The following is a 25,061-nucleotide window of genomic DNA, read 5'->3' on the forward strand; positions in this document are numbered from 1 at the left end:
TGATTGGTATTAGCTTTCATCTTTGTAGAGCTAGATTATTCGCGCTATTTATAAAAGCTATTTACCAGAGCTATTTAGACTGCATCGACATCTCATCCACTAAACGATAGACGGTATAAGTCGTCGACTTAAAGTTTTCCGACCAATCTTCTAAAAGCTCCTCAGCTTTTCCCTCATTGCCCATATGTTTGGCTAATGCCTGTGCAAAGGAGCTATCCGGTGGTGTCATTTCGGCATAATTTTTATAAGGGATCACTAAGCTTAAGCCGCCCTTGCCGCCGATGCGTTGCCCCCAAGACCAAGAATATGGCCACTTCATTGCTTTAGCACTGTCACTGAGCACTTTCTTCATCGCTTCAACGTCTCTCCAACTGCCCATCTTGACGCGATAATCCGTCACCGCAAAGTAGCGATAAGCTTGCTCTTCTGGCCAATGACTATTGGCAAAGTCGACTCGAGTGTAGAAGTGCTCGTAGCGCGCAATGTACTGATCCACATTGGCGTACCAATGCTCGAGTATCTTGTTATCAGACTGCCATTTTTGGTATGCATCGACATCATTCCATTTGGTACAGCAATATCTAACGATATAACGATCCATTCTTGTTCCTATCACCGGCCGATAGACTTTCCAGTCTCTAGCGTCACCTTTCTCTGCGCGAAATTGAATGTGCTTTTTAAAGGCTGTCTCAAATTGCGCTTCTTGACCGGGATTAGGGATCATCACCCAGACATCGGCTAATGAGTCTGGCTTAGCCTCAGCGGCTTGTACCGATAATGTCAGACTCAGTAGGGTAACCAGACTCAGTAGGGTAACCAGACTCAGCAGTAAGCCTTTTAAAATAGAGTTTTTCATTACATCTATCCTTTTATACCAATCAGTATAAAGATTTGGTCGCTCAGCGAGAGTTTAGCGGCACTGAGACAAGGCAACGAGTGAAGAGCATAGTTATTCTACGTTTAAGCTCGTTAACACAGTATCAGAGCCGCTAAAACTCGCCATTCTGGAGCGTTTTTGGCTGCCTACTTCTACGTTGAACAACTTCACAAGGGAACAACCATTCTTTCAGTTATTCACCTTGAATTAGTTTGCCAAAAAACGCTCTGAGTAGATCAACTTCTTATACTGATTGGTATTAAATGAGTTATTTAGCAGTCCGATTGACAGCGAATCATTGAAAACAAAGGCTAATCAGCAAGAAAATGAGGTGCTGTAAATCGAAAGTCGTACTAAAGCCTAGCAAGGATTGGGCGATTGTGCGGGATATTTGGAACATGCAGTAAACACAAAAAAGCGAATGCACGGCATTCGCTTTTCATGTTTAAATTTTAGTATTCGATTCAGTGCTAGAGCAGTGCTAACGCACTCTTCAACTTATCTTGCAACTCTGGGTTACGCAGCTGTTGCTTCTCCATGTCGAAGTTATCGAAGAAACTTGGTACAGATAGTGAGGCTTTCACATCTGCAGCAAAGTATGGCGCCGAGCCCGCTGCCGCAGCCAATACACTCGACGCACCACCTGGGCCTGGAGATGTAGCCAGCAATACCATTGGCTTATTCTGGAATACTTTCATATCGATACGCGATGTCCAGTCAAACAAATTCTTATAGGCCGCTGTGTATGAACCATTATGCTCGGCAAAAGAGATGATAATCGCATCGGCTTCACCGATTTTGGCAAAGAACTTTTGCGCCTGTTCAGGCTGACCTAGCTCCTCTTCTCTGTCTTGACTAAAAATAGGCATTTCGTAGTCGTTAATATCGAGAATTTCAACGTCTGCGCCGTCCACTAACGAAGCGGCATAGGTTGCAAGTTGCTTGTTAATTGACTTAGAACTGCTGCTCGCTGCAAAGGCTAATAGTTTCATAATTGGACTCTCTATTCTGTTGGCTTATGCTAACGGCAATTCATCAGCACCTTTAATTAATTATCACTGTAACCATTAGCAACTAGGCTAAGTTTTGAGCGACAACCCGATGTAGAGCAGTGTATATTAGATGCCAGTTGTGATTAATGGCCTAAAAAGATATTAACTATTTCCATATAACTGTTAATCGGCGTCTGGACTCAAGAATGAATAAACTGTTTGATGGTATCGTGATATTTGTGCAAGTGGTAAAGAGTGCAGGTTTCTCCGCCGCGGCAGAAGTCTTGGGACACTCCACCTCCTATGTCAGCAAGGAGGTCAATAAACTGGAGTCTAGACTCGGAGTGCGACTGCTCAATAGAACCACGCGCTCGATAGGCTTAACCCCTGAGGGAGATGCCTATTATCAGCAGTGCCTACAATTGATTAGCGACGCCGAGCAGGCGATAGGCTTAATCACTCAACATGATGTGAGCCCTCGTGGAGTACTAAAACTCAGTTGTCCCGTCGGTTTCGCCCAGCAACACCTCAAGCCCATTATCTCCGAATACCTAAAGCGTTACCCCAATGTGAGTTTAGATTTAGATCTAAGTGATAAGCGCACCGATGTGATTGCCGATGGTTATGATTTGGCCATTAGAGCATCGGCGCAGCTGGAAGAATCCAGCCTCATCTGCCGTAAGCTCTATAGCTGTAAAGCTTATACTGTGGCGTCGAAAGAATACATTTCACGCCATGGTAAACCTCACCACCCCAGAGAGCTCGAGACACATAACGGGATCTGTTACTCCAACCATAAACAGCCAAGCAGATGGGATTACATTGACCATGACGGCAAACACTTTTCGGTGGATATTAGGCCAAAGATCCTCTGTAACAACGGCAACATGCAGCTAAATCTAGCGCTGGCGGGACATGGCATCACTCGCTTACCTAACTTCTATATGCAAGGTGAACTCGAAAATGATCAGTTAGAGATCCTGTTTGACAAGTTTCCCAGCGCCAATATTGATGTGTTCGTGGTTTACCCAAGCCGCAAACACCTATCGCCCAAAGTCAGAGCCTTTATCGATCTGGCTGCCGAACGGTTAGCTGGATAGCCGTTCGACAATGTTAATCTTTATGGCTACTTTCTAGATAAATAGCTTTAAAGTTAACCATCTACAAACTTATAATCGAGCAGCCCCCTCCCCTGTGGCTGAGTAGCATTCGACCAAGACGCATTCTTCGGGGAGTTCAAACAACTTAGGTGACTTGTGTGCTAAAAAAAATTCTAACTATGACTAGTTCGACCCAGATGTTAGTGGCCATGTTTGTCGGTTTCGCAGTAGGTCTATTTTTCGGCGAATCAGTCGGCTGGATGGGTACCATAGGCACCAGCGTCATTTTGCTTATGCAGATGACAGTCCTACCCTATATTGTGGTGTCGCTAGTTGGAGGCATAGGAAAGCTGCAAAAGAGTACCGCCAAGCTTATCTTTAGCCGCGCAGGCCTTATCATGTTACTGCTGTGGCTACTGGCAATCGTCATGATAGCCCTCATGCCACTGTCTTTTCCTGTTGTTGAATCGGCGTCGTTTTTCAGTACCAGCAGTATCGAACCTGTCACCCCAATCGATTACTTTAAACTGTATATTCCCTCGAATCCCTTCGAGTCCATGGCCGATGGATATGTTCCCGCTATGGTGGTATTCAGTATCGCCATGGGACTGGCGCTAATCGGCATGCAGGGCGAAAATAAACAGCAAATTTTAACCTTTATGCATACTAGCTCAGAGATCTTCTCGCGCATCACTCAGGGCCTAGTCAAAGTGCTACCTATCGGTATTTTCGCCATGTCGGCTTCGGCAGCAGGCACCATGGGGGTCGATGAGTTTGCCAGCATGCAGGTGTATCTGATCAGCTATTTCGTGCTGTGCTTATTGCTAACCTTCTGGGTGCTGCCCTGGATTGTGGCATCGCTGACGCCAATTACTTTTGCACAAGCGCTGCGAATTTCAAAGTCGAGCCTAGTCACAGCCTTCGCCACAGGTAACATCTTTATCGTGATCCCTGTGATTGTCGAAGAGTGTAAGCAGGTGATGCGTGAGCACGACAACTTATGTGATGACGGCGCCACCTTGATTGAAATTTTGGTGCCTATCGCCTTCACCTTCCCCAATATCGGCAAGCTCACAGTGATTATGTTTGTCTACTTTGCCGGTTGGTTTAACGGCACGCCTGTAGATATTGCCAGTATTCCATCGCTGTCTATTAGTGGACTATTAGCCCTATTTGGCAGCGTGTATGTGGCAATTCCCTTTATGCTGGATCTCGTCAAGCTCCCCGCAGATCTGTTCCAGCTATTCGTGATGTCGGGCTTTATCACAGGTAAATTCAACTCTATCGCCGCGGTGATGAATCTGTTTGTACTCACCTTGCTGACCGCATCACTGTTTCAAAAGTCACTCAAACTGCGTCCACCACAACTACTCAAGATGGGCATAGGGATCGGTGCCAGTGTATTGGCAACCTTGATTGTTTGCCGTGTCGGCATGGGCATGTTCATTCACAGTCCAGAGATCACCAGCGGCGTGATAGCCAATATGCAGGTGGCAGACAAAGTGCCGACCAAGGTGAATAGGCAGTTCCCAGTCCTTGGGAAAACACCGACAACTCCGATCCGCGGCGTGCAGGCTATCAGAGATAAGGGAACACTTAGAGTCGGTTACATCCCAAGTAATGTACCTTTTAGCTACTATAACAATAGCGGGAACTTGGTCGGCTTCGATACTGCGATGGCGACCAAACTTGCCGAAGACTTAAAGGTCAAAATCGAATTTATTCCCTTTAAGAAAGACCAACTTGCTGCATCGTTAAAGGCGGGATTCTTCGATATTGCCATGTCGGGGCTGGCCATGGATATCGAGCAGATGGATGCCCTCAGTTACGCTAATCCAGTGCTTGAATTAAACATTGCCATTGCAACGAGAGACCATCTGGTCAACGAGTTCAAGAGCAATGAAAAGATTAAAGAGATGCGTAATATGACTATAGCTTATGTTGAGCATAGTGATGTCATCGACGATGCCAAACATTTTGCTCCCCATGTTAAGTTCGTCAAAATTGAAGGCTACAAAGATTTCTTCAGACAGAAAAATCACCAATATGATGCGGTCGTGATCAGCGCTCAGGCAGGTTCGGCTTGGACTCTGTTCTTCCCCGGATATGGCATTGCCTTGTTAGAAAACAAATCTCGCTACCCCGTGGCGTACGCTGTAGCACAAAACAATCAGTCACTACTCAATTACATCAATAACTGGCAAAGGTTACGTAAGGTAGATGGCACTAAAGAGGCTATCTATGATTATTGGATGCTGGGTAAAGGCGCCGAAAAAGTGCAGCCTCGCTGGTCGATAATCCGAGATGTGTTGCACTGGGTGGAATAAAATCACAGCCCGCTAATGGAGCCTTAGCCAAGATAATGAACTAACTAAAAAGCCCTTAATCGATATCGATATAAGGGCTTTTATATTTTTAGCGGGAATGCAGTCAGTCACCGCTAGGCGTAGGAGTCGACAATCGCTTCACCTCGGTATCAGAAAGATAACGCCACTCACCGACCTTTAAATCTAAGCTTAAATCACCAATTTGTTCTCTGTGTAAACCGATAACGCGATTGCCCACCGCGGCAAACATACGCTTTACCTGGTGATACTTGCCCTCGGTGATGGTGAGTAACACCTCTCTAGGCGCAACAATCTCAAGTTTCGCAGGTAGGGTTAACGCCTGCTCATTTTGCAGTTGTAGGCCAGCCTCAAACCTTGCGATAACATCGGCTGCTACATCTCCAGCAATGGGATCTCTGAGCATCACCCGGTAGGTTTTTGCACACTGTTTGTCGGGGCGAATAATATCGAATGACCAGCGACCATCATCGGTCAGTAACACTAAGCCCGTGGTGTCGGCATCGAGCCTACCCACAATATGTAAATCCTCAACCCTGTCAATATCGATACAGCGAAATAGGCTTGGGTAATCACCATCGACATTTGAGCTTAAGGTATGTATCGGCTTATGCAGCATGATGTAGCGCGACGGCCTCGCAACTAACCTTTGCCCCTTATAGCGCACCTCGTTACTTTCATGTACCTGAAAGCGCACATCAGTAATGACCTCGCCGTTAACGCTCACTTCCGCGCGCTCGATACAATCGCTAGCGTGCTTGCGATTAAGCTCGGTACTCTTACAGATAAATTTATCTAAACGCATGTCACTCTGTTATCACTTCTTATATGGCGGAATTATCGCAAGCGGTAAAAATTGCACAAGCCCTCATTTTAAAAAGCCCTATATTATCCGCTCTAATAGAGGTTCAGCTATTAAGCGGCCGCGATTTCAGGCACAATAGCGCCCTAAGAAAAGCTTATAAAAAGCTGACGTATTTTGTCGTAAACGCTTAGGAACCTACAATGACGCAAATCACCCTACTTACTCCTGACGATTGGCACTTACATTTTCGCGATGGCGATATGTTGCAAGAAACCGTTCCCGCAACGGCGAGATTGTTCCAACGCGCAATTGTTATGCCGAACCTATTACCACCTGTCACCGACGCCAAGATGGTAACCGAGTACCGTGAGCGTATTTTAGCGGCGCGACCAGCAGGTTCGACCTTCGAACCGCTAATGACTATCTTCTTGACCAACAACACCACAGAGCAGGACATCATAGATGCCAAAGCTGCTGGCGTTGTTGCAGCAAAGCTTTATCCAGCAGGCGCGACCACTAACTCAGATGCTGCAGTTAAAGCTCTCGATGCGCTCTTCCCTGTGTTTGAAGCCATGGCTAAGCACGGCATGTTGTTATTGGTTCACGGTGAAGTGACTGAATCGCATATCGATATTTTCGACCGCGAAGCCATGTTTATCGAGCGCTACTTAGCCCGTATCGTTGCCGCCTTCCCAACTCTTAAAGTGGTATTTGAGCACATCACTACTAAAGACGCGGCTGACTTTGTCATGTCGGCTGCTGACAATGTTGCCGCAACCATTACCCCGCAGCACTTGCTGCTAAACCGCAATGACCTGCTTGTTGGCGGCGTACGTCCGCACAACTTCTGTTTGCCAGTGCTAAAACGCAGCACTCACCAAGAGGCGCTACGCGCAGCAGTTGCAACAGGTTCGAGCAAGTTCTTTTTAGGCACAGACTCAGCGCCACACGAGAAGCACCGCAAAGAGTCGGCATGTGGCTGCGCAGGTTGCTACAGCGCATGGAGTGCATTAGAGCTATACGCTCAGGTATTTGACGATCTAGGTGCATTGGACAAGCTTGAAGGTTTTGCTAGCAAGCATGGTCCTGACTTTTACGGCTTACCACGCAATACCAGCACTGTTACCCTAGTAAAAGAAAAGTGGACAGTACCGAGCGAGATCATCTTGCCAAACGGTAACCCAATAGTGCCTTTCTTCGCTGGTGAAGAGATTAACTGGAAAGTGAAAACCGCTTAACAAGCTTAAGAATAGTTAAACTCACGCTTTGGTTAAGAGTAGAAGCCCCTTATTGCGGGCTTTTTTATTTTTGAAGCCACTGCATGAGTATCCTTACCCGCGCAAAATACACACTCTGTTACCTCAAGACATCAACTGAATTGAGAATAAGATAAAGATACATTTGTATACAAAGTTAGCACATCATTTCTCATCACTTTGCGCTTAACTAGCCTTATGCAAACGCATAGCTTAAAGCAGTTTTAAGTCTCACACGCAAGGAGCAACCGATGAAAAAACTATTATCATTAACCGCGATTGTACTAACCTCAATCACCTTTAATGCATCAGCAGCAATGGACCCAACTATAGAAAAGAAGCTTATCGCCGTCTGTAAGACGGGCTTGAGTGATAACCTATTCTTATACAGCAGAACCATGCTCGAAAATAAGATCGACAAACGGAGAATATTTCCAAGATTGGTCTGTAACGGACAGAGCTTTCATGACTTTGCCCTATCTAATGGCGCACACAAAATTGCCAGTAAGGTAGCCCATTACAGCCCTGGCACGACTTCGATTATCGATCTTGCACAGAATTCACAATCTAACGCGCAATACTCTGTAAGCTTCTAGGCGAGTGTGCCAGTATGCTTAAAGGAGTGACTCCTGTTAATCATACTGGCATCGATGCATATTCAAGTTTTCATCTAAAGCGACAAAACCGCTTTACTCCCGCCCTAATGCTTCACCCAAAGGCTCAAAATAGGCGGTAAGCGCTTTAAAAATCGCTTGTCTATGCTCAAGAGTCGGGTAACCGCCCGCATCAAATAGTGACGACTTTAAGGTTTCATCTACGAGGTAGGGATTACTAATCTCTTGATAAGACTCGATGCAAGACTCAAAGGCCCGCGCCATTAACTCGGTTGGCTTCGAAAAGTACTGAGTGGCATATTGCTTATCCAGTGCGATGGCTCGGTTTACATAGTCATGACCATCTTCACCATTTCCACTCAGCATCGTCACTTCAAATACCCGCTCTAAACGACGATTGAGCGGATGAACAATAGGTTTAACATCCGCAAGCCAACTATGGCTCGCAAAGGATATACCTCGCGCTGAGGTATGAAACGACTTAGGGGCGATATAATGGTCAAACGCATGCCAGAACTCATGGGCGAGCGCCCCTGCTCCAGCATTTTTAGCTAGCGCTAACTCACACCTGTGCGGTGCATAATGGGCTTGCACACCTTTTTGGCCACCGCTACCGAAGGCAAGATTTAAAGTTTCACGCAGACCCAGCGCTTTAGGAGGCAGCTTTAAGATAAACGCCAAGTCGGCCAAGGAGTCAAAAATCAGATTAGCGGCCTTATCACGCTCCTCGTTTTCAACCCACTTACCCAAACGGATATGCCCTAGGCCAAATACCTGCTTAATGTCGACGAAGCTGACCTGCTCATCGAAACGGTAATCGGGTCCAATGCGTTTATAACTGCGGCTTTTTAACACGAATAATTTCTACCTGACAAATGACCCTACTAAAAATGACTAAGCTTGAAATGACCTGCTTAATGACACTCAATTATAAAGCCATCAGCAGCTGAGATACCAATGACAATAAGATCTCACCCCAGATTAAAAGTAGCAGCAAGAAGACTTCAATACTGTAGCAAAAAGGGAGCAAGACGACATCGAAAACAGAGACTAGCTTAGACTCCGTCTTCAACGGTATAATTGGGCATTAGTTTTAAAATCATATAGGCCTTTAGATGGCGCGCACCGCAGCTGCATTACACATACTTGTTAAGCACCAAACACTTGCTGAAGATATTATCAAACAGCTCAATAAAGGCGCTAAATTTGACGTACTCGCCAAGAAGCATTCTACATGCCCATCGGGTAAGAAAGGCGGCAGCTTAGGCGAATTTAAGAAAGGCCAAATGGTGCCGCAATTTGATAAAGTTTGCTTTACAGGTGAGTTAATCACTCCGCACTTAGTAAAAACTAAATTCGGTTGGCATGTTATAAAGGTCCTCTACAGGACCTAGATGCTAGGACGCTTCGCTGCGAGAGCGGGCTTCGCCCTGCTAGGCAAAGCACAAGCCCGACCGACAACAGCCACCGCTTTTCCGGCTTTCCCTAGGTTCTGCTTTTCCTCGAACCTAGGATCTATCTTAGCTTTTCCCATCTCTTCCGTAAGCGCAGCGTTCCGTAAGTGAAGCAGTCACGTTCCCTAGGCCGCAGGCCGTTCGGCTCTTACCTTCTTAGCTCTTCCTGCTTTTAACCGTCTTAGCTTTTCCTCGAACCTAGGACCTTCTCTTAAACCTAGAACCTTCTTTAAAATCTTTTAAGCTTATAGATATTGCCGCTATCGGTACTGAAATAGATGTCTCCTTTAGGCGACACTTCAATATCTCTTATTCGTTCACCAAGTTCTGACATTATTCGCTGCTCGGCAACCGCTTTACCTGCGTCATCGATAGTCACCACATTAATGTGGGTCAGCTTTAATGCACCAGCCAGTAGCTTGCCATCTAGCTCGGGGAACTTATCACCGCGATACATGACTAAGCTGCCCGGTGCGATAGACGGAACATAGACCTTAACCGGTGGTTCTACGCCCTCTTTTAGTTTACCTTCACCGACACTAATTGGCCCCCAATACTCTTTACCGTGAGAAGTGATTGGCCAGCCATAATTAGCGCCTTTTTTTATGAGATTGATTTCATCACCGCCTCGGGGGCCATGCTCTATAGACCATAGCTTCTGGCTGTGAGGATCAAAGATTAAGCCCTGAGGGTTGCGATGGCCGTAACTCCAGATCTCAGCAAGAACGCCTTGGTTATTAATAAAAGGATTATCGCTTGGTGGGCTGCCATCTGGATTTAAACGTAATATTGAACCAGCATGTGTCAGGGTATCCTGACCATTTTCGCGTACACCGCGATCACCAATGGAGAAATAGAGACTGTTATTATCGAAGGCGATACGACTGCCAAAATGCCTTCCAGTATCTGAGCGGGATGTTGAAATAAACAGATCTTGCCATTCAGTAAGCTTGCCGCTCTTATATGTCGCTTGAGCAAGGGTTGTGGCGCCCTCCTCCCCAATATCTTTGCTATAAGTTAAGTAAATTTTACTCGCTTCGAAAGGCGAAAGTGCAACATCGAGCAGACCGCCTTGGCCCTCAGCCCATACTCCTTCTGGCGTGAACAGTGTTTGATGCTTACCCGTTTTAAGGTTTAAGCGCTTTATCACGCCTTGTCTTTCCGTCACCAGCATGGTTTGGGCGTCAACATAGGCCATACCCCAAGGAATATTTAGCCCACTGGCAACTTTCACTGCCTCATAGGCTTGCGAATAACTCGATACTGCGACTAGCAGTAACAATCCTGTTTTGCTAATTGCTGATTTCATCGACATACCCTCGTCCTTATTAATGAATTTGTAATGAGGTTCTCAAGCGCTACGCTTATATAGGTGCTAGGACGGGCTTTAAAGCAGAGCCTAGGTTCTAGAACGCTGTGCTTCGAGGGCGGGCTGCGCCCTGCTAGGAAATACACAAGCTTGACGGGCTAAAGCCCGACCTACAACAGAGTCGTTTTTCCTAGAACCTGCTTTTCTTAAAACCTAGGGCCTTTCTTAGCTTCCCAAGCTTTTCCGTGAGCGCAGCGTTCCGTAAGTGACGTAGTCACGTCCGTAAGGCCGCTGGCCGCTGGCCGTTCGTCTATGCTTTCCTCACCTTAGCTTTTACCGTCTTTAGACCCTTTGTTAACTTTAACCTTAAAACCAAGATAAAAAAACGCCCTATTAAATGAATAATAGGGCGTTTTCGTGAACGTCGCTGTGGCCGCTGCGCTTAACGGATCGCTGAAACCAAGTAATCAATTACCGCTGTTTCAGGCGTTGACTTGTGCTTTAGCTCAAATAACGGAACCGGCTTTTCAAGCATGTTACGTTCAACCATTTCGCTAATGATCGACAAATCCAAAATGCCAGCTTTACCGACTAACAAATTATCTAGCGGCGTGGTTTTACTTAAGTTAACGATATCTCTAAAGCCCTTTAAGTAAAGGAAATCTTTAGTGAAACCGCCACCACGATAAACACGCGTGGTTAACGTAAACGCTTGCTCGGTTGTTTGACCATATTCACGCATTAGCGTTTGGAAGGTCATCGAGAAATCACGCTGCTCTAACATCAAGTTTACTGCAATTACGCGCAGCGCTAAGATCTTAAGGCGATTAAGAGTTAGGTTACCTGAACAGTATTCACTGTAAATCGCCACACCTTCTTGAGTATGGGTGTTACCCACAAGCCCTAGTGACAGCACTCTTAACTTTTGGCGACGCGCGTTAACCGTAGTCAACATATGCACGCCCAACTCATGGTTAGCAAACGCGATAAGTTCTTTAGCAGTGAACATCGCATCTTTGTTGATCAACAAACAGTTTCTTTCGCTGTCGACCATGGCTTTAGCCACAATACGCGATGACTTTTCGACCTTACATTTAAGGCCCCATTCATCGGCCTGCTTTTGGAATGACTGAACCGCATGGCTTGCATCAAAACTCGGCTCTTCGTCATCACCTATGATATCTGGCGCACGCAATAAAAACTCTGCGTTAGCAATATCGTCTTTATCTGGCTGACCGTAATATTTAAGCGAGTTATAAACAAAGTCGTCATTGCCGATAGAGCATAGCAGGTCAATCTTAGTCGCTAAGTTATCAATCACATGGCGATAAAGCTGCTGAATATCGGCATCCATTACGTTTTCAACGGGTAGCTTGTACAGCTGCTCGCGGAACTGATATGGATTAAGGTTTAGCTGCTTGTAGCTAAACTCTGGTGCCACAGCCCCTTTGCGCGCTAAAAACTTTTTACGCTCACTGGCAATATTAATCGGGTTAATATACTTCAGTGTGGCAACGTTGTTAGCCAACTTATATAAGCTTTTATCTAATGATAAAATCTCAGGCGATAACGTCGATGACAATAAGTCGACATTTCTCACCGATTTACGCTTACCAAAACGGCGCATAAAGAATGCAGCAGTTTCAGATATCGCCTGCTTAATCCCCGCCTTTAGCTCTTCCAAAACCAGTGGGTATAACTCACCCGTGGTTTCGTCCATAAACACTTTTTTAACTTCGACAGGTAACACCAAGGTGTTATCGAAATGCGCGTTTACGTGAGCAATTAAATAGCCGCGACCTTGAAACACTTCATCTGTGGCAGCGCGCACGGCAAGGTTTGGTAGCTCAATCTTATTAAGTTGCTTCTCAAAATGGCCTGGTGTGCCACCCCAACGTTCGATATCAATCTGGCTGGTGCCAATATTAAACGTCGGCGTATCGGCTTCTATACGCTGATGGTTATACGAGTGCGTATCGAACACGATGCAGTTTTTAAACTGCTTCTCTAGACGCGTAATCAAAGCACTCAGTACGTTATAAAACGACTGGTGCTTAGCGTGACTTTCGCTACGCTGTTTAGTGCTTAATGGCTTTTGCCAGACTTGCTTGTTCCACGCGGTTTTGAAATAGGTTGAATGCGCCTTTGGGCGGTTCAAGTCATATTCAAAACGAGAGTCATTACCTATCAAGACAATAGGGAATGACGACAGCATTTCGTCTGTGTACGGGTCTTCTTCATAAAAGCGTTCTTCTTTAGTCAGCAAGAAGGACTTGTTAAGGTCATCGCGTAAGCGGTGACCATTATGAATAGCAGTACATACAACTGGAGAGTACTCATCAATCTTAACGATGAATGAGCCGCCTTCAACTTCAGCTTGAAAGCACTCGCCTTTATTAATTAACGCAATACACTCTTTTTCAGATAATGTGAGCATCGTCAATCGCCTTTCTAAACTCGCTTCTTCTCTGTGTTAATGCTTCTTTGGCATTGACTACACTTTCAACGAAATCAATGACTTTTTTCTGAAGCTTAACGTTATTAAGCTTATTGATACGCATAATGCCACCCGGGCTTTGTACGTTAACTTCAATCAGCTTTTCGTTAATCACGTCGATACCAACAAAGAATAAACCGTCACGCACCAGCTTAGGACCGATATGCTTACACAGCTCTTTTTCTTTCTTGGTTAAAACGTGCTTAACCACACTGCCACCTGCGTGAATATTAGAGCGCACTTCGCCTTGTGCAGGAATACGCTTCATTGCGCCAATAGGCTCGCCGTTTAGCATTAAAATACGTACGTCACCTTCTTCGGCGCCCTCGACGTATTCTTGTAAAATAACGTAGTTGCCGCCTTTGCCACTGTTGATGTAAAACTCAAGCAGTGAGTGGAAGCTCTTTTGTGCTGCCTTTTCAACCAGAATAACGCCTTGACCACCGTAGCCATCAAGCGGCTTCATGATCATCTTATCAGTCTTAGATTCACGTAGTACTTCTTCTAAATACTCTGGTGTTTTTGATACGTGAGTAACTGGAATAAACTTATTGCTAGGATCATCAAACGAAGCGGTGTAAAGCTTGTTGTTAGCAATACGTAGACCATCAATATCGTTCATGATGAATACGTCATCACGCACTGAATCGAGGAAGTTAAGCGCGATAGGATCAAGTGGTGGATTGGCACGCATAATAATGCTGTCAAAACCCGCTAGCGGTAAACGCAACTTCTTGAACTCAGCTCTCTTGTAGAAAGACACGATATTAGTCGGCGTAACCTGATCTTTATTAAACACCTGGCAAAAAGCACTAGCTTCTGAATCACGCATGGTTAGGTTGCTGGTCGTTGCTAACGCAACCGTATGTCCCCTTGCCACACATTCGTGAATTAAACGCAGTGTAGTGTCGGTTTCAGGCTCAACGCTTGACCATGGGTACATCAGAAATAAAATATTCAATGAAACTCTCTTAACAAAGGGAACGCTCTAAAGATCTTGGGCCGGGTGATGGCTTGGGGAGGTGTAGAGTATTCAAAATAAACAACACAATGGCTCGGGTTAGAAACAACCTTGACCAGACAATGGCATCTATCTATCAATACAAATTTGAACTAGATGAAGTGGCGTAATTTACACCATATTTTGAGATTGGAATATAAAAATTTTTATCGAAGACATTTTTAGATAAGTCACTGTCCTAAATAGAGCCGCGCAATCAGTTAAAGCGATTGAAAACAGGTAGATAAGCAGGAAAGGTGTAGGGTAATCTGTCAATTATGATTCATACTCATTACCAGATAGTCATGAAAAACGGTATCCATACTACTGTCAGTAAAGCCTAAGCCTGATACCTGTCGCTAAGTTATACTCGCGACAAATTTGACGTTTCTTTCACACAGTCAGTAATAGACTAAACTTTCGATGATTACTAACTAAGTCCTCTCCATAGGACTCTTTAGGTACTTGCCCGTGAGCCTAATTCAACACCATGCCTCTACTTCAGAAACCTTATATGAGCCATTCTCAGTTAAGCACCACATAACACTCCCCTTATTAGTATTTCTGTTGGTTGCGTCATTATTCGAATATTTTCAATTTGATCTCGACATTGCTCAATACATTTTTGACTGGCAAGGGGGGCTGACTTACTGGCCGTTAAAAACACAATGGTTTACCAGTACCATAATGCATACTGGCGGGCGAGATCTCGTCATATTACTGGGTGTACTTTTATTTACCGCTTTGGGATTGAGTTTTAAAATTCAATACCTTAACCAATATAGCCGTAACTTATTTTGCCTAGCCATGAGTGTTGTCAGCAGTATTTTAATCGTTAAATTTGCCAAAGACTTCACTCATGTCAATTGTCCTTGGGACTTGACGCGATTTGGTGGTCATGTCGCTTACACAGCCATTTTTAGCCCACTACCTGCAGGCACAGAACTTGGTCGATGCTTTCCAGGGGGGCATTCAAGTGGTGGCTATGCATGGGTGGCTCTTTATTATTTCGCGTTACAAGTTAACCCTAAATATCGCTGGGCAGGCTTAGCCTTCGGAGTCACACTGGGCTTGAGTTTTAGTATTACTCAGCAGCTAAGAGGTGCGCATTTTTTCTCTCATGGGATATGGAGTTTAGCGATATCTTGGTTTGTTGCTAGCGGTTATTACTACCTTTTGTTTGCAAGCAAAAGATCAGGAAAAAATGCTCTCGTAATGGAATCGAACAAGAAAGCGTTAAATAAGCCCAGTGCTGTTTAACGCATCACTGCCACAGTTCAAAACTCAGCCACCACAATAGTAAGTTGTGGCTTATATTCTTTGAGTTATAAGCCACTAAACTGTCTATTACATTAAGCATAAAGGTCACTCGGATTATTAACTTTCACCTGATTTCTCCCCGCTAACTTAGCTTTATACAACGCCATATCTGCACGTTTGACCCAAGCTTCAACCTCTTCATTCGCTATTGACTCTGCGATGCCAGTGCTGAGTGTGACCTTGTCGACTTCAGGGTATGCCTCCACAATGCCTTCAGCCACTTTCTGACCGATATTACGCGTGATTTTCAACGCGCTTTCAGCATTAGTATTATCAAATAAGAGTAGGAACTCATCACCACCTAAACGAAATAGTAAGTCAGTCTTCCTACAATGGCTGTTAATTAGCTTAACCACTGTTTTAATAACTTGGTCCCCCATATCGTGGCCATGTAAATCATTCACATCCTTGAAATAATCAATATCTATTGCCGCAATACAGGTGGCTTGATCCATCTTGGCTTTTTCACTCGCCGCTATTAAAGATGCGTCCAACTGATGACGATTGAGTGCGCCAGTTAATGAGTCTCGCGTTGACAGATAACTTAAATTGGCCTGCAGCTTTCTCACCGTTTCAATAACATAATGAGCAATTGATACACAGAAAAGCAGCGCAAGAGTAAATCGCAGTGTCACCGTGGGTTCTTGATGCGGAAGTGCCGCTACAGCACTCGTTAAGATAATTCCCCCATTAGCCAACATGGCCATTTTTTTAGGGACTAATAGTACGATGCTTGTGACAACAGGAAACACCCAGTATGTTGCCAGCGTACCAAAGGCATGGATGCTTAACACCATAGAGATGGCGAGCAAAAAAAGTGGTGGTCTATAACCCAATATATTGCGATTTAGTCGCAATATACCAAAGACTTCAATGACCAAACTTAACTCAAAGGCAAGTAAAGAAAAGCCGAGCAAGGTCTCTCCTATCACAAAATTCTTGATGCTCAGAGGTAGAAAAGTCATCAGTGTCACAAGCAAAATAAATATCAGTACTCTCTGACGACTATATAGGTCAAAAAGACCTTCGTCCTGAGGTTTACCCAAAAAGCTTAATCTATCCATAGTGCCCCTTTTTATTGAAAATAGAACAGGTAGTGGATGAAAGACACCTATTTAAAAAGTACTGCACTTAGCAATAAAAACAAGTAAACACGCTAACAATATATAAAAGAACTCATGCACTTCAAACATAGAGCTCTTACCTACAGAGTAGAAGCCAGAGTATAAGCTCTGGCAATAAAATGGTCTTTGCCAAGGCACTTTATTCATGAGAGGGCGTATTTATGATGACCAATAAAAAAACGCAGCCTAATCGCTGCGTTTTTTTTCACTACCAAACTATCGAAATCTTTGGCGATATCCAACCGTAAGCATCAAATAGAGTAAGCACAAGTACCCAAGAGAGCCCCCCGATGAATCTGAGGTCGACTCTTTCGGTTTTGCACTAACTGTTATACTAACAACGGCTTCACTTGTGCTTCCTGCGGTATCAGTTACCCGATAGGTAAAGCTGTCATTACCGCTAAAATCAGTTTTTGGGTTATAGATAAAGCTACCATCATCATTTAAGGCTAATTCCCCATGACTAACATTGGTAACGACTTCAAACATCAATTCATCTTCATCAACATCGAAAGCTGATAATCGACTCGCGACCTCACGATTGTATCCGATGTTTAACGACTGATGACTTGCAACAGGCGCATCATTAACCGCTAAAATGTTTATGGTAACACTCGCTTCAACGGCAGCATTAACGCCATCAGTCACACTAAAAGTAAAACTATCTGTACCATTAAAATTAGCTGTCGCTTGATAAGAATATTCACCTGACTCACTAAGCGTGACCACCCCGTTTAGCGTATCTGTAACCAACACGAATTGGAGTTCATCGCTATCAACTTCTGCAACTATTAAACTGCTACGGAGTTCAACATCCTCATTCGTAACAAATGTCTGATCTAATACTCTAGGTGCGTCGTTAATTGGAAGGATATCAATCCGAATCTCTTTTTCAGAGCTCCTTCCATGATTGTCAGCCACTCTAACAGTAAATTGATCTTCACCGAACTCATCTTTGTTAGGGGAGAAATTTACAACGCCTTCGTGGTCAACAGTAACAGTCCCCTTCGAAGCCTGCGTCAATATTTCAAAAGTTAATACGCCTGCGTGCCAAGTACTTACTGGGAGCTCCTGTATTAGCGTTTCATCTTCATTGACTGTTAAGAGAGAAGCCGTAATGACTGGTGCAATATTTATCTGATACTTCTTAAGCTGACCATCTCGCGCAGCGATTAAGGTATCGCCTAACACTTTTACATCTTTAGAGTGGCTTAATGCTGGTACTTCTTTATTGCCAATCACCTCTGGAGAGCTAGGATGTGTAACGTCGATTAACCAAAACTGCTCATCGTACTGAATAGATAAACGATTATTGACTAAATCCATATGTGTTGGATTTGATGAGCCTATTCAGGCTCCTGAAAACTCAGAGTAACTTGCAGCTAATAAGGGGGAGTCTAAGTTTGATAGATCCCAAATATTTAGGCCACCATAATAGGTTTGATACAAATATGAATCGACAATATGAAGCGAAGAGATTATCTCACTATCACCAAAAGAGCCTAAGTTTGTAATACGCGAACCATCATTATACAAGTGATATAAACCTTGCCCCGATGTACCTAAAAAGATATGTCCTTGGTGGACAGCAAGGGAGGTAAAATAATAAATCTCAGGATGATTCAAATCAGAGATAACTAGCTTGTCTATTGCAAGTGGGTTTTGTGGGTCACTATTATCATAAGCAAAGAGTTCGCCTGACGAGAGATAATATAAATTAGAATCTGACTGAACAATGGCTGTAGTGCTAATGTTATGTGAGCCAAAGGCGCTCACGACATCTAGCTTATTAACTTGTGCTGCGGTGTTAAAAACAAACCCCATATTGTTATAGAGTAAGTCATCTTGAAGTTTTACGTTAACTGAATAACCAACATCAGTCTCTTCAATTAGTTCAAGCTTACCTTTGCTAATATCAAATAGCTTTAGTTTCTCATCGGCATAAGCTAAAACATTATGATTAAAGTCGAGCGACTTACTCATGCTCGAAAAACTATATTTACTCTGTTCGACTTCTCTTGAAGCGACAAAAATATCAGTAGCACTACCGTAAAGTTGCACACTATCTGCCGCCTTGATTCTGTCAACACTTCGTCCATTTAGGTGTATATAATAACTATCAAGCTCTGTCATTAGGACCGATAAATCTCGAACGCTAACCTCTTCAGATTCTTGAAGAATAAGTAGTTGATTATTAGCAATCACCATATCACGAACATAAACTTCGCCAGGATTATCCTGCATCAACACTGAAGAGCGAGAGACATTATCTAAGTCACTAAAATCATAACGAATGACCTTATTGCCATTAGCAAGGTAAACTTGCTGACCATGGGTTTGAATTATCGAATATTGCTCGTTAACCTCTTTTTGACCTGTATTTTTTGACCTGTATATAGAACTTTAAACTTAGTTGCTTCAGCGGTCGATACCACATATAAAATATCGTCTATATTCACCACTAATGCTCCATCAATAGAAGCCAGTGCTAAACCCATCGTCGAGACGGCACCAAAGCCTTTCGTTCCTATCATTTGAGGAGAAGTAATATCGGAGATATCATACTCTGTAATGTGAGGCGTATTCATTCCCACTGTGTACAAGCGAGTTCCAACAACTTCAAAATCCAAAAAGAAATGATCCTGAAGATATTCAAAGCTAGCAACGACACTCGCAGCAGTGAGATCTGAAACATCTACAATAAACATCTCTTTTATCGACATAACAAAAAGATGCTCTCCTTGCTTCTTTACTCGAATGATTTCATCAAATGTCGGCAGTGAAATTTTAGTCACATGAGTTGGCGATGATGGTACTGAAATATCTAGAACGACCACCCCGTCACTCGCTATATATGCATAGTCACCCTCTGCGTAAATATCACCATAATGTCGATCTCCCCACACATCTTCCTGTACTAAATTGAATGTGTTTGCGAATAATGGCGCAGCCAAAAAGCAAACACTTAGCAGTAAAACTCTAAGCATCACTATAATATCCCTATATTTTATTATTTTTCCATAACGCTCAAATTGTAAACACAATGATGCGACATTGTAAAACAAAAGTTCTACGGGAGATTGATTGCCAATTGAATCACTAAACAAGCACTTGCTTATATAAATACCTTTTCAATTAAGCTTAGAGCGCTAAGAGCAATCACACATAAGTTCAGGGCTAAAACCATCAAGTTCACCGATTAATGACTATGCTTTATGCTGTTCACTTAAAACTAAATCTGGGGTAAAGCATGAAGCCAATAGTCGCAGATAATAAGCCCATAAAAGTCAGCCTCACTCAAGGAAAGGAGTACTACTTCTGCAGTTGTGGGCGATCTAAGAATCAACCCTTCTGCGATGGCTCCCACGCAGGAACCCCATTCAAACCTCAGCAATTTATTGCAGACAAAACTGAAGATTCTTATCTGTGCCAGTGCAAACACACAGCAAACTCGCCCTTCTGTGATGGATCTCATAAGCAATTCACTCAGAGCGACATTGGAAAACAGGGAAAAGAAAAAGAGACAACGACAACAAGCCAATCGGTTCCCATTGCTCACAATACGGCTGAAGAGCCAACGCTTGAATATATTCACATGCTAGCCCGAGAAGGCTTATCGAAAGTGGGCCATCACGGCCCCATGACATCCATGGGCGTGCCACGCAATCAGTTGCCGCATTGGGACGACTTGCAGCTCATGGTGGCGCAGATGGCCACTAAACCCTTAATGGAAGATGTTGAGGTGACAACCGAGCTCATCATAGGGCCGCAGGCAAGAAAGCCTCTCAAGCTCGATATCCCATTATTCGTCTCCGATATGAGCTTTGGTTCATTATCTGAGGAGGCAAAGATTGCCCTCGCTCGCGGCGCCGAATTAGCGGGAACAGGGATCTGCTCTGGTGAGGGCGGCATATTGAGCGATGAACAAGCCGAGAATTCACGTTATTTTTATGAGTTAGCCAGCGCTAAGTTTGGCTATAAAGAAGCCTTGCTCTGCAAAGTACAAAGCTTTCACTTTAAGGGCGGGCAAGGGGCAAAAACAGGCACAGGTGGTCATCTGCCAGCTAGCAAAAATGTCGGCAAAATATCTGAAGTTCGCGGTTTGCCTGAGGGCGTCGACGCCATATCTCCACCAACCTTTACCGAGTTAAAAAGCAGTGCTGACTTTAAACGTTTTGCCGACAGGGTTAGAGAGGTTTCAGGCGGGATCCCAATCGGCTTTAAGCTCAGTGCCAATCATATCGAGCGCGATATCCAATTCGCCCTAGACGCCAGTGCCGACTACATCATACTCGATGGTAGAGGTGGCGGAACGGGAGCCGCACCGGAAATTTTTCGCGATCATATCAGCGTACCAACGATTCCAGCCCTTGCTAGAGCCAGAAGGTACCTTGACCAAAAAGGTGAGAGTGGTCGAGTGACCTTAATCGCCACTGGTGGTATACGCACTCCCATCGACTTTGTAAAAGCCATGGCCTTAGGCGCCGATGGCGTCGCGGTATCTAATAGCGCCATGCAGGCTATTGGCTGCGTGGCGGCAAGAATGTGCAATACCAACAACTGCCCAGCAGGGATTGCCACTCAAAAGTCAGATCTTCGTCAAAGGCTCAATATTGATAAATCAGCCAAACAGTTACACAACTTTTTTGAAGCCTCTGTCGAGCTTATGCAGGTAATGGCCCGTGCCTGTGGTCATGACTCTCTCAGCCAGTTTAATAAAGATGACTTAGCCACCTGGCATATTGAGATGGCTCGCTTAACTGGGGTTAAATATTCCGGATTTTGTGAACCTTAATAACTGTCATTGGCCCATATTCCCTTGTAGGCTTCTCAATGAAAACCTGACTCTGCTGGGTTTTTTCATTACGGCTACCCATGGCAAAGATGCTTGAAATAAACGGAATGTAAAGAATCCACCTTCTGAAGAAGGTGGTTTAGGGCTAAAAATTAAAGCAGAGACTTACTGCTCGACGCCTTGCATAAAAGCTTTGTCGGCCAGTGCCAACATGGCAAGATCTTCTTTGGTATCACCATAGGCGTAGATTTGGCTAAAAGCACTTAAGTCAAACTGCTGCGATACCTTGTAGGCCTTAGCGCTGCAGCTGCAATCTCCTGCGCTGTAATAACCGCTATAACGCTTGCCCTGACTCGCCATTTCGCTACAGATAAGCTGGATATTCATCATCTGACACCAAGGCCGAAGGTAGAGATCGAGCGAAGCTGAGACCAAGACAATGGTGGCACCATCATCTTGATGTTGTTTGAGTGTTTGCATTGCATCTAGTCGAATATGCTTAGAAATAACCTGGTCAGCATAAGCACGCCCAATGACATCGACAGCAAGCTTATTGCGGCCAGCAAAGGCAAAAAAACTCACCAAGGGCCTAAGCTTTCGCGCGGGGATCAAGCCTAAGCGGTACAACAGATAAAGGGGAGACATAAACATCACGCCAAGCACTAATCGTACCGGCGTGGCTGAGTAGATAATAAATTTGGTGAACATATCTTGATGGGTCAAGGTACCATCAAAATCAAACAAAACCAGCTTCAAGTCTTTCTCCCTAGCGGCAAGAACAATAGCGAGTATTCTACAGCTTTTAAGCGATTTCCTCTTCGATAATATCCACCAGCTTTAGCTGTTCATCATGACCAAAAGAGCTTTTCTCGGCATTCGATACCAAGAATACGTTTTCGGTGCATTCTCCTAAGGTACTTATTTTTGCCGAGTGGATACTCAGATTCTGCTCAGATAATAAATTACAGATCTGCTCTAGGTACATAGGGTCATCTAAAGTATTAACCTTAAGCAAGGCTCTGTTTTTCTTGGTGGTGTGCAGCACAGTAACCACTGGAGGACTATCAAAGTTCTTTAAGGCTCTAGGGGTAACTAGCTTCCTAGGTCTGTCTTTTTGATCAATCGCGCGATAGATGCGCTTAACGATTTGCTCTATTCTTGGTTCATCATCAATTGGCTCATCTTTATGATCCAGTACCTTGATGATCTCCAACACTTGACCATCTTTAGTTTGCATCATCTGGGCATCTTTGACCTTGAGCTTAGAGCTAGCTAAAGTCTTAAACAGGTCGACAAACAACTTAGGCCTGTCCTCGGTATAAACATAAATACTGGTAAAGCCATTATCACCATTCTTACCGACTAAGACTCGGGTCGTACCCGCAACCCCCTCGAGGAGGCCTTGGCTGATCTCAACGATATCTTCTACAGAGTTACCACTGAAGAAATTATTCGGCAAGCTATGCCAGAACTGGCTTAGACGCTCCTCATCGATCCCCGCCTTTACAAGCTCTGCCCTGGCATCCGTCTGATTCTCGCGAATGACGGTACGCACCTCGAAGATATTTTCTATTCCCTGTTTTAACGCGTCACGAAGCGCCATATACAAGAGAGTTAGCTGGCTCTCCTGCCAATCGTTCCAATAGCTTTCGTTAGTCGCCATCATATCGGCGATGGTGAAAAGAAATAGGGCGTTAAGTTTATCTTGCGATCCTATGGTTTTAGCCAAGTGCTTAATCACGTCCGGCTCGCTGATATCCTGAGTTTGAATTGCGCTAATCAGTAAATCTTGATTGGCCACTAGCCAATAGATAAGCGCCGTGGTTGAAGCCTTTAACAGGTGTTCTTCGGCAAGTTCCTTAGCCTGAATAGCACTCAACTCACTGTTCTCTATCGCCTGTTTACCAGAGAGGTGATGACAAAGCGTTGCAAACACCAGTGCAAACCGATTACCGATATTTTGATAAACCGAATAGGTGAGGCTGTTTTTCTTATTGAGTGCAAAGCTGTCGATATACTGAATCGTTTTAAAGGTGTGCTCATCCACAGTAAAGGCATTGTGCATATCAAACTGCATCTGACCTTCAATTGCATGCCACTGTGAGCAGTATGCCGCTAATACACCGTAGCGATGCATCAGACCAAGGCATTTACGTAGGCCCTTAGGATGGGACAAGATAGCTAAGAACTCTTCACGGCACCCCTGATAATCTTGTAACTCGCCGAGCAGCCCACGGCGGGTCTGTCTGAGTAATCTCAGTGTTTGCGGCGCAATGCCATCGATATTATCGTTCTCGGCAATCAGCTTGAACATACGTATGACCTGACGCTTATCAATGAAAGCTTGGGTAAATTTCACCTCAATGAGCCCGTTACATACGCTGAAATACTTATCGATGGATTGCAGGTTACCGCGCTCGGTTTCGTTTAGGGTATCGAGCTTAAAAGAGTCACAGATGATCTGATTTAACTCACGTACGCGAGTCATGGCCCTAAAGAGCTGGCGCATCATACGCTCAATCGCCAGCTGGCTATTATCACCTTGGCCAAATTGCATAAACTCGGCCACACCAGCTTGGTGCTCAAACAGCAATACATCCTGCGCCGATTGCGTTACACAGTGCAATGCCCATCTAACGCGACAGATAAAGTCATAGGCTTCTAATAGCTCATAGACTTCATCTTGCTGTAAAAATCCTATGGTTTTAAGGGCATTGGCATTGGCCAGTGAGAAATGCTTTTGTGCGATCCACATAATGGTGTGTACATCGCGTAGGCCACCAGGATTGTTCTTGAGATTAGGCTCTAAATACAGTGCAGTGTTCAGCGCCTTATTGTGTCTGACTTGCTGCTCGGCCATTTTGGCATCGTAAAAAGACAGGCTGGTCCACAGCTCATTTTGATAAAGCTGCTCTTTAATGGTCAGCGCATGTTTTTTTGAGCCAACTAAACAGCGGATATCGAGCAGGTTGGTGGCAATGGTGATATCGGATCTTGCTGACGCTATCGATTCAGAGAGGGTTCTAACTGTTTGACCTATATCTAAGCCAAAGTCCCAGAGGTGGGTAAGGAAAAGCGATAATTGTTCTTGCTGCTGCGGGGATAACTCTTGCTCTATGATGATGGCTAAATCGACATCGGATCTAGGATGCAGCGCCCTTCGACCATATCCTCCCACCGCATTAAGCGACATCGAGGTATTATGCAGGTTGTACATCTTCCATAATGAAACCAACATTTCGTCTATATGCTTAGCGCGCCTCTTTAATAGAGTCTGCACCGGCAGAGTTAAAAACTGCTCGTTAAGCTTTTCGTCGAAGGTTTTTATATGAAACTTCAACTCCGAGAGAGAATTCAGTTCCAATATACTAGACATAATAAGGCTTTTTCCTATTCGCTATATAACCACTTGCTTATACCTTAATACATATAAGGTAGATGACAACATTCAACGTTCTAATTAGCCCGCAGAAAACATGATTTGACTGGATTAATTGCACCACAACCATAACAATTGCAAGACTTTTTTTCAACAAGACTCAGCCTTAGCTAGCTTCCGACTGGTAAACTTAG

General features: G+C 44.4%; 20 protein-coding genes. 7 read left to right on the forward strand and 13 right to left on the reverse strand.

Annotated elements, in window-relative coordinates:
• Positions 1-70: 70 nt before the first annotated feature.
• Positions 71-856: a hypothetical protein gene (locus tag SPEA_RS16965; protein WP_012156427.1), complete on the reverse strand. Its 786-nt coding sequence runs from the start codon at positions 854-856 to the stop codon at positions 71-73.
• A 491-nt stretch (positions 857-1,347) separates the two neighbouring features.
• Positions 1,348-1,869, reverse strand: coding sequence for an NADPH-dependent FMN reductase (locus SPEA_RS16970; RefSeq protein WP_012156428.1), 522 nt, complete (start codon positions 1,867-1,869; stop codon positions 1,348-1,350).
• A 206-nt stretch (positions 1,870-2,075) separates the two neighbouring features.
• Here SPEA_RS16970 and SPEA_RS16975 point away from each other — a divergent pair, with 206 nt between their 5' ends.
• On the forward strand, positions 2,076-2,969 hold the full coding sequence (locus tag SPEA_RS16975; RefSeq protein ID WP_012156429.1) for a LysR family transcriptional regulator: 894 nt from the start codon (positions 2,076-2,078) through the stop codon (positions 2,967-2,969).
• A 179-nt stretch (positions 2,970-3,148) separates the two neighbouring features.
• On the forward strand, positions 3,149-5,296 hold the full coding sequence (locus SPEA_RS16980) for a cation:dicarboxylate symporter family transporter (RefSeq protein WP_223296520.1): 2,148 nt from the start codon (positions 3,149-3,151) through the stop codon (positions 5,294-5,296).
• A gap of 103 nt (positions 5,297-5,399) precedes the next feature.
• Here SPEA_RS16980 and SPEA_RS16985 read toward each other — a convergent pair whose 3' ends face one another.
• Entirely contained in the window at positions 5,400-6,119 is a 720-nt protein-coding gene (locus SPEA_RS16985) for a pseudouridine synthase (protein WP_012156431.1), read from the reverse strand.
• Between the two features lie 200 nt (positions 6,120-6,319).
• Here SPEA_RS16985 and pyrC point away from each other — a divergent pair, with 200 nt between their 5' ends.
• Together pyrC and SPEA_RS16995 are read left to right on the forward strand one after the other, a co-directional pair.
• Positions 6,320-7,357, forward strand: a complete 1,038-nt coding sequence (gene pyrC, locus SPEA_RS16990; protein WP_012156432.1) for a dihydroorotase — start codon at positions 6,320-6,322, stop codon at positions 7,355-7,357.
• A gap of 269 nt (positions 7,358-7,626) precedes the next feature.
• Positions 7,627-7,971: a DUF3718 domain-containing protein gene (locus tag SPEA_RS16995; RefSeq protein WP_012156433.1), complete on the forward strand. Its 345-nt coding sequence runs from the start codon at positions 7,627-7,629 to the stop codon at positions 7,969-7,971.
• A gap of 93 nt (positions 7,972-8,064) precedes the next feature.
• Here the strand turns inward: SPEA_RS16995 and SPEA_RS17000 are convergent, their stop codons facing one another.
• Positions 8,065-8,844: a CLCA_X family protein gene (locus tag SPEA_RS17000; protein ID WP_012156434.1), complete on the reverse strand. Its 780-nt coding sequence runs from the start codon at positions 8,842-8,844 to the stop codon at positions 8,065-8,067.
• Between the two features lie 260 nt (positions 8,845-9,104).
• Between SPEA_RS17000 and ppiC the strand changes: the two genes are divergently transcribed.
• Entirely contained in the window at positions 9,105-9,383 is a 279-nt protein-coding gene (gene ppiC / locus SPEA_RS17005) for a peptidylprolyl isomerase PpiC (RefSeq protein WP_012156435.1), read from the forward strand.
• 289 nt (positions 9,384-9,672) lie between these two features.
• Here ppiC and SPEA_RS17010 read toward each other — a convergent pair whose 3' ends face one another.
• The 3 genes from SPEA_RS17010 to gshB all read right to left on the reverse strand — a co-directional run bounded on the left by SPEA_RS17010 (position 9,673) and on the right by gshB (position 14,210).
• On the reverse strand, positions 9,673-10,758 hold the full coding sequence (locus SPEA_RS17010) for a PQQ-dependent sugar dehydrogenase (RefSeq protein WP_041411054.1): 1,086 nt from the start codon (positions 10,756-10,758) through the stop codon (positions 9,673-9,675).
• Between the two features lie 436 nt (positions 10,759-11,194).
• On the reverse strand, positions 11,195-13,189 hold the full coding sequence (locus SPEA_RS17015) for a flavohemoglobin expression-modulating QEGLA motif protein (RefSeq protein ID WP_012156437.1): 1,995 nt from the start codon (positions 13,187-13,189) through the stop codon (positions 11,195-11,197).
• Positions 13,173-14,210, reverse strand: a complete 1,038-nt coding sequence (gshB, locus tag SPEA_RS17020; protein WP_083766690.1) for a glutathione synthase — start codon at positions 14,208-14,210, stop codon at positions 13,173-13,175. The genes SPEA_RS17015 and gshB overlap by 17 nt, the downstream gene beginning before the upstream one ends.
• 510 nt (positions 14,211-14,720) lie before the next feature.
• Between gshB and SPEA_RS17025 the strand changes: the two genes are divergently transcribed.
• Entirely contained in the window at positions 14,721-15,509 is a 789-nt protein-coding gene (locus SPEA_RS17025; protein WP_012156439.1) for a phosphatase PAP2 family protein, read from the forward strand.
• A gap of 92 nt (positions 15,510-15,601) precedes the next feature.
• On the opposite strand, the gene SPEA_RS17030 is transcribed toward SPEA_RS17025, so the two are convergent.
• The 4 genes from SPEA_RS17030 to SPEA_RS17045 form a co-directional block, all read right to left on the reverse strand.
• On the reverse strand, positions 15,602-16,633 hold the full coding sequence (locus tag SPEA_RS17030) for a GGDEF domain-containing protein (RefSeq protein ID WP_012156440.1): 1,032 nt from the start codon (positions 16,631-16,633) through the stop codon (positions 15,602-15,604).
• Between the two features lie 276 nt (positions 16,634-16,909).
• Positions 16,910-18,019, reverse strand: coding sequence for a cadherin-like domain-containing protein (locus SPEA_RS17035; protein ID WP_012156441.1), 1,110 nt, complete (start codon positions 18,017-18,019; stop codon positions 16,910-16,912).
• Between the two features lie 24 nt (positions 18,020-18,043).
• A complete protein-coding gene (locus tag SPEA_RS17040) occupies positions 18,044-18,937 on the reverse strand; it encodes an LVIVD repeat-containing protein (RefSeq protein ID WP_012156442.1) in 894 nt (297 codons plus the stop codon).
• Between the two features lie 98 nt (positions 18,938-19,035).
• Positions 19,036-19,680: an LVIVD repeat-containing protein gene (locus tag SPEA_RS17045; protein WP_012156443.1), complete on the reverse strand. Its 645-nt coding sequence runs from the start codon at positions 19,678-19,680 to the stop codon at positions 19,036-19,038.
• Positions 19,681-19,943: 263 nt separating this feature from the next.
• On the opposite strand from SPEA_RS17045, the gene SPEA_RS17050 reads away from it, so the two are divergent.
• Entirely contained in the window at positions 19,944-21,488 is a 1,545-nt protein-coding gene (locus SPEA_RS17050; protein ID WP_012156444.1) for a glutamate synthase-related protein, read from the forward strand.
• 165 nt (positions 21,489-21,653) lie between these two features.
• Here the strand turns inward: SPEA_RS17050 and SPEA_RS17055 are convergent, their stop codons facing one another.
• Both SPEA_RS17055 and glnD read right to left on the reverse strand, forming a co-directional pair.
• Complete coding sequence (locus SPEA_RS17055; protein ID WP_012156445.1) at positions 21,654-22,244, reverse strand: HAD-IB family hydrolase; 591 nt, start codon at positions 22,242-22,244, stop codon at positions 21,654-21,656.
• A 46-nt stretch (positions 22,245-22,290) separates the two neighbouring features.
• Positions 22,291-24,864, reverse strand: coding sequence for a [protein-PII] uridylyltransferase (gene glnD, locus SPEA_RS17060; protein WP_012156446.1), 2,574 nt, complete (start codon positions 24,862-24,864; stop codon positions 22,291-22,293).
• Positions 24,865-25,061: the final 197 nt, after the last annotated feature.

Origin of the sequence: Shewanella pealeana ATCC 700345 (assembly GCF_000018285.1) — a bacterium.
GTDB classification, from domain to species: domain Bacteria; phylum Pseudomonadota; class Gammaproteobacteria; order Enterobacterales; family Shewanellaceae; genus Shewanella; species Shewanella pealeana.

Coding starts and splice junctions, on each gene's coding strand:
- SPEA_RS16965 (WP_012156427.1), bottom strand. CDS start 856: ATGAAAAACTCTATTTTAAAAGGCTTACTGCTGAGTCTGGTTACCCTA.
- SPEA_RS16970 (WP_012156428.1), bottom strand. CDS start 1,869: ATGAAACTATTAGCCTTTGCAGCGAGCAGCAGTTCTAAGTCAATTAAC.
- SPEA_RS16975 (WP_012156429.1), top strand. CDS start 2,076: ATGAATAAACTGTTTGATGGTATCGTGATATTTGTGCAAGTGGTAAAG.
- SPEA_RS16980 (WP_223296520.1), top strand. CDS start 3,149: ATGACTAGTTCGACCCAGATGTTAGTGGCCATGTTTGTCGGTTTCGCA.
- SPEA_RS16985 (WP_012156431.1), bottom strand. CDS start 6,119: ATGCGTTTAGATAAATTTATCTGTAAGAGTACCGAGCTTAATCGCAAG.
- pyrC (WP_012156432.1), top strand. CDS start 6,320: ATGACGCAAATCACCCTACTTACTCCTGACGATTGGCACTTACATTTT.
- SPEA_RS16995 (WP_012156433.1), top strand. CDS start 7,627: ATGAAAAAACTATTATCATTAACCGCGATTGTACTAACCTCAATCACC.
- ppiC (WP_012156435.1), top strand. CDS start 9,105: ATGGCGCGCACCGCAGCTGCATTACACATACTTGTTAAGCACCAAACA.
- SPEA_RS17010 (WP_041411054.1), bottom strand. CDS start 10,758: ATGTCGATGAAATCAGCAATTAGCAAAACAGGATTGTTACTGCTAGTC.
- SPEA_RS17015 (WP_012156437.1), bottom strand. CDS start 13,189: ATGCTCACATTATCTGAAAAAGAGTGTATTGCGTTAATTAATAAAGGC.
- SPEA_RS17030 (WP_012156440.1), bottom strand. CDS start 16,633: ATGGATAGATTAAGCTTTTTGGGTAAACCTCAGGACGAAGGTCTTTTT.
- SPEA_RS17035 (WP_012156441.1), bottom strand. CDS start 18,019: ATGGATTTAGTCAATAATCGTTTATCTATTCAGTACGATGAGCAGTTT.
- SPEA_RS17040 (WP_012156442.1), bottom strand. CDS start 18,937: ATGCAGGATAATCCTGGCGAAGTTTATGTTCGTGATATGGTGATTGCT.
- SPEA_RS17045 (WP_012156443.1), bottom strand. CDS start 19,680: ATGCTTAGAGTTTTACTGCTAAGTGTTTGCTTTTTGGCTGCGCCATTA.
- SPEA_RS17050 (WP_012156444.1), top strand. CDS start 19,944: ATGAAGCCAATAGTCGCAGATAATAAGCCCATAAAAGTCAGCCTCACT.
- glnD (WP_012156446.1), bottom strand. CDS start 24,864: ATGTCTAGTATATTGGAACTGAATTCTCTCTCGGAGTTGAAGTTTCAT.